Source organism: Herbaspirillum sp. B65 (assembly GCF_000333555.1).
In the GTDB taxonomy this organism is placed as follows: domain Bacteria; phylum Pseudomonadota; class Gammaproteobacteria; order Burkholderiales; family Burkholderiaceae_D; genus Herbaspirillum; species Herbaspirillum rubrisubalbicans.
Genome location: NZ_BADI01000181.1, coordinates 1 through 5284 on the forward strand (window position 1 = coordinate 1; position 5284 = coordinate 5284).

The window sequence follows — 5284 nt, forward strand, 5'->3', positions numbered from 1 at the left end:
GCACGTGGCCGCTACGCTGATCCCCTCGGTGACGGTGCCGCTGGCCATCATGGGCACGGCCGGCGTGATGTACGTGGTCGGCTACAGCCTGGACAACCTGTCGCTCATGGCCTTGACCATTGCCGTGGGCTTCGTGGTGGATGACGCCATCGTGATGCTGGAAAACATCTACCGCTACGTCGAAGAAGGCATGACACCGCTGGAGGCGGCCTTGAAAGGCGCGGGCGAGATCGGCTTCACCATCATCTCGATCTCGGTGTCGCTGGTGGCGGTGTTCATTCCGCTGCTGTTGATGGGTGGCATCGTGGGCCGCCTGTTCCGCGAGTTCGCGGTGACGGTGACGCTGACCATTGGCGTGTCGGTCATCATCTCGCTGACCTTGACGCCCATGCTGTGCTCGCGCTTCCTGAAGAATGAACATGGCCGCCAGCACGGCAAGCTGTACCAGTGGTTCGAGCGCTGCTTCGATGCCATGCTCAATGGCTACAAGCATGGGCTGGACGTGGTGATGCGGCACCAGTTCATCACCCTGATGAGCTTTATCGCCACGGTGGCGCTGACGGTAGCGCTGTTCATCTTCATTCCCAAGGGCTTCTTCCCGCAGCAGGACAATGGCGTCATCGTCGGCTTTGCCGAATCCTCGCAGGACACCTCTTCGGCGGCCATGCATGAGCGCTTGCTGAAGGTGGCCGACGTGGTGCGCCAGGACCCGGACGTGATCGGCTTTGCCATGAGTGCCGGTTCCACTACCTTCAACACCGGCCAGTTCTTCATCGCCCTCAAACCCAAGGATGAAGGCCGTACCACCAATGCCGACGAAATCATTGCCCGCCTGCGCCCCAAGGTGGCCCGCATCGAAGGCGTGAACCTGTTCATGCAGGCCAGCCAGGACATCAACGTCGGTGGCCGCCTCTCGCGCACCCAGTACCAGTACACCATCACCGACACCGACCTGGATGAACTGAACGTGTGGGCGCCGCGCATGTTGGAACGCTTCCGCCAGTTGCCGCAATTGACCGACGTCGCCTCGGACCAGCAGAACCAGGCGGCCGCCGCGGTGATCACCATCGACCGGGCACGCGCCTCCAGCTTCGGCATCTCGCCGTCGCTCATCGATGCCACCATCTACGATGCCATCGGCCAGCGCCAGGTTGCACAATACTTCACCCAGATCAACAGCTATCACGTGATCCTGGAAGTCACGCCGCAACTGCAGAAGGATCCTTCACTATTCGATAAACTCTACCTGACCTCGCCTCTGACCGGGCAGCAGGTGCCGCTATCGACCTTCGTGAAGATCGATACCACCAAGACCTCCTACCTGTCGATCAGCCATCAGAGCCAGTTCCCGGCGGTGACCATTTCCTTCAACCTGGCCAAGGGGGTGTCGCTGGGCGAGGCGGTGGACGTGATCCAGAAGACCAAGGATGAGATGGGGGTACCCCAGACCCTGGTGGGCAACTTCCAGGGCACGGCCAAGGCCTTCGGCGATTCGCTCTCCTCGCAGCCCTACCTGATCGCGGCGGCCCTGATTGCGGTCTATATCGTGCTGGGCCTGCTCTACGAGAGCTACATCCACCCGCTGACCATTCTCTCCACCCTGCCCTCGGCCGGCGTGGGGGCGCTGCTGATCCTGATGATAGGCGGCTATGACCTGTCGGTGATTGCCTTGATCGGCATCATCCTCTTGATCGGCATCGTCAAGAAGAACGGCATCATGATGATCGACTTCGCCCTCACCGCCGAGCGCACCCAGGGCATGAAGCCGGAACAGGCGATCTACCAGGCCTGCCTGCTGCGCTTCCGCCCCATCATGATGACCACCATGTGCGCCCTGCTCTCGGGTCTGCCGCTGATGCTGGGCCATGGCGCCGGCTCCGAGCTGCGCCGCCCGCTGGGCTATGCGATGGTGGGCGGGCTGGTGCTGTCGCAGGCCTTGACGCTGTTTACCACGCCGGTGGTCTACCTCTACCTGGACCGTGCCCACTACTGGTATGAGCGCAAGAAGAAGGCGCGCCAGGAACGCAAGGCGGCGCGCCTGGCGCAGGGACATTGAACATTGACGCGTGGCACATGACCAATGAAAAGCCGGAAGGTAGAATCCGGCATGGGCTGCCGCCAGGAAACCCCGTCCTGGCGCAGCCAATGGAGACCGCATGAAGATCCTGATCGTCGAAGATGAACAAAAGATGTCCGAATACCTCTGCAAGGGGCTGACCGAGCAAGGCTGTGCGGTCGACGTGGCCTACAACGGGGTGGATGGACAGCACCTGGCGATCCAGCATGACTATGACGTCATCGTGCTGGACGTGATGCTGCCGGGCATCGATGGCTTTGCCGTGCTGCGCTCGCTGCGCACGGTCAAGCAGACCCCGGTGATCATGCTGACCGCGCGCGACAGCGTGGAAGACCGCATCAAGGGCTTGCACGATGGCGCCGACGACTACTTGATCAAGCCCTTCTCCTTCCTCGAACTGCTGGCGCGCCTGCAGGCGCTGACCCGTCGCGGCCGCGTGCAGGAAGCGCCGCAGTTGCGCATCGGCGATCTGCAGATCGACCTGATCTCGCGCAAGGCCTTCCGTGGCGGCTTGCGCATCGACCTGACTGCCAAGGAATTTGCGCTGCTGGCCGTGATGGCACGACGCCAGGGTGAAATCCTTTCCAAGACCGCCATTGCCGAACTGGTCTGGGATATGAACTTCGACAGCAATACCAACGTGGTGGAAGTGGCCATCAAGCGCCTGCGTGCCAAGATCGACGCGCCGTTCGAGCAAAAGCTGCTGCACACCGTGCGCGGCATGGGCTATGTGCTGGAGCCGCGCGCCACGGCCGACGCCAGCGATGACTGAGGCCCAGTCCACCGCCACGCCCGCCACCGGCAAAAGGCGCCGCCTGCCACTGCGCCAATCGATCACGGCGCGCCTGGTGCTCATGTCGGCCGCCTCGGCCCTGCTGATCTTTGCCGTGGCCGGAGTGGCGCTCTACACGGTCTTGAAGGGGGAGTTGCTGCGCCACGAGCGCGATGGCCTCATCACCACCCTCAACGACATCAGCTACCAGATCGAGCGCGCCGGCAATACCGAGCGCTGGAGCCGAGTACAGATGAAGCTGGCCGCGCTCTCGCAGGGCGACCAACACGTTTTCTTCTGGATTGCCAGCGACAATGCGCAATTCACCTTCGGCGACCTGACGCGCCTGAACCCGGCGGCCATCTCCCAGGATGAAGGCAAGTCGGTGGGCCGCCTGCACCTACCCGGACGCAGCTATCCGCTGCACATCATGACGCGCACCCTGCCAGCGCTGGACGACCGGCCCGAGGTACGCGTCACGGTGGGGGTCGATGGCGCACCGTATTTCGAGATGCGCCGCACCTTCCTGCTGGCCACCACCATTTCTTCCCTGCTGGGCATCGTGCTGGCCGTCATCTCCAGCTACTGGATCGCCCGCGCCGGGCTGGCGCCGCTGCGTCGCATGTCGGCTCGTGCCCAGCGTTTTTCGCCGCGCAAGCTGTCGGCGCGAATGCCGGTGGAAGCGCTGCCGGAAGAATTGTCGGTGCTGGCCGACGCCTTCAATGGTGCGCTGGAACGCATCGAACAAGCCTATACCCAGCTCGAAGCCTTCAATGCCGATGTGGCCCATGAATTGCGCACGCCGCTGGCCAACCTGATCGGCCAGACCCAGGTGGCACTGGCGCGGGAACGCAGTGCCGGCGAATTCAAGGATGTACTGCAATCGAACCTGGAAGAGCTGGACCGCATCCGCTCCATCGTCAATGACATGCTGTTCCTGGCCCGCTCCGACCAGGGCGAAGCGGCCACCGCGCGGGTGCCGGCGCGGGTGGCCGAGGAGGTGCGCAAGACCGTGGATTTCTTTGAATTCGTGCTCGACGATGCCGGCATGGACATCACCGTGACCGGCGACACCACCACCACGGCCACCATGGAAACGGCACTCTTCAAACGCGCCCTCACCAACCTGATCCAGAACGCCATCCAGCATTCGCCGCAGGGGGCGCAGTTGCGCATCGATATTGCGTCGGGCCAGGACATGGTCAGCGTGGCCGTGACCAACCCCGGTCCGGCCATCGATGAACAGCACCTGCCGCGCCTGTTTGATCGCTTCTACCGGGTCGACAGCGCGCGCCAGGACATCAACGGCAGCCATGGCCACGGCCTGGGCCTGGCCATCGTCAAGGCCGTGGCGCGAATGCATGGCGGACGCGCCTTCGCCAGCAGCAGCGACGGGCACAACACCATCGGCTTTACCATTGCCCGCCAGTAGCGCTGCCTAGAGCCCGGCTGTATGCGCAGAGGCGGTCGATAGCTGTGTACTCCAGGGCCGGCGCGGCGGGCGTAGCATGAATGCCCGCCTCGCCAGGAAAGCCTTGCCATGATCATCCGTCCCCAGCCCCACTGGTTCCGTATGCTGTTCATCTGGAACGGTTCGGTGTTGCGCACCATCATGCCGCAGATGCTGATGATGACGGCCTTTTCCACCCTGGCCGTGTTTACCGGCGGCAAGATCTTCGGTGACAAGCTGCCCCTGAATACCTCCATCTTCACCTTGCTGGGCGTGGCGCTGGCGATCTTCCTGGCCTTTCGCAACAATGCCAGCTATGACCGTTACTGGGAGGGGCGCAAGATCTGGGGCGCACTGATGATCGCCTCGCGAGCCCTGGCTTCGCAAGGCTTGCGCTATGGCGTGGGCGGCCAGGAGGCAGCGCAGAAGACCCTGTTCATCGATCGCATCATCGCCCTGGCCTTTGCATTGAAGCACCAGTTGCGCAAGACTTCCGCCGTAGATGACCTGGCCCGGCTGCTGCCGCACGAGGCCGGCGCCACGCCGGTCCAGGTACAGTACCTGCCGGTCTACCAGATGGATCAGCTGCGCGCACTGCTGGCCCAATCCAACCGCCAGGGCAGTCTCAGCGATGCACGCCTGTGGGCCTGCGACCAGCAGCTCAATGAGATCAACCATTGCATCGGCGCCTGCGAACGGATCGCCTCCACGCCAATTCCCTTTGCCTATGGCGTGCTGCTGCACCGTACCGTCTACATCTATTGCCTGCTGCTGCCCTTCGGCCTGGTCGATGCAATCGGCTATGCCACGCCGCTCATTTCGGTGTTCGTCTCCTACACCTTTCTGGCGCTGGAAGCCATTGCCGGCGATATCTCGGCCCCCTTCGTTGCCTCACCGAATGGCCTGGCGCTGGACGCCATGAGCCTCGAGATCGAAAGCTCCCTGCGCGAACTGGCCGGCCAACCCTGCCGCCACCAGCACATGC

General features: G+C 63.1%; 4 protein-coding genes. All 4 read left to right on the forward strand.

Annotated elements, in window-relative coordinates:
* Positions 1 to 2056, forward strand: a 2056-nt coding sequence (locus tag I5W_RS04560) for an efflux RND transporter permease subunit (RefSeq protein WP_044528353.1), incomplete at its 5' end; no start/stop codon positions are given.
* A 100-nt stretch (positions 2057 to 2156) separates the two neighbouring features.
* Positions 2157 to 2849, forward strand: a complete 693-nt coding sequence (locus I5W_RS04565) for a heavy metal response regulator transcription factor (protein ID WP_017451171.1) — start codon at positions 2157 to 2159, stop codon at positions 2847 to 2849.
* A complete protein-coding gene (locus tag I5W_RS04570; protein ID WP_044528354.1) occupies positions 2842 to 4281 on the forward strand; it encodes a heavy metal sensor histidine kinase in 1440 nt (479 codons plus the stop codon). Before I5W_RS04565 ends, I5W_RS04570 begins: the two co-directional genes overlap by 8 nt.
* 108 nt (positions 4282 to 4389) lie before the next feature.
* Positions 4390 to 5284 (forward strand): bestrophin family protein (locus I5W_RS04575; RefSeq protein WP_044528355.1); only part of this gene is annotated, 895 nt, incomplete at its 3' end.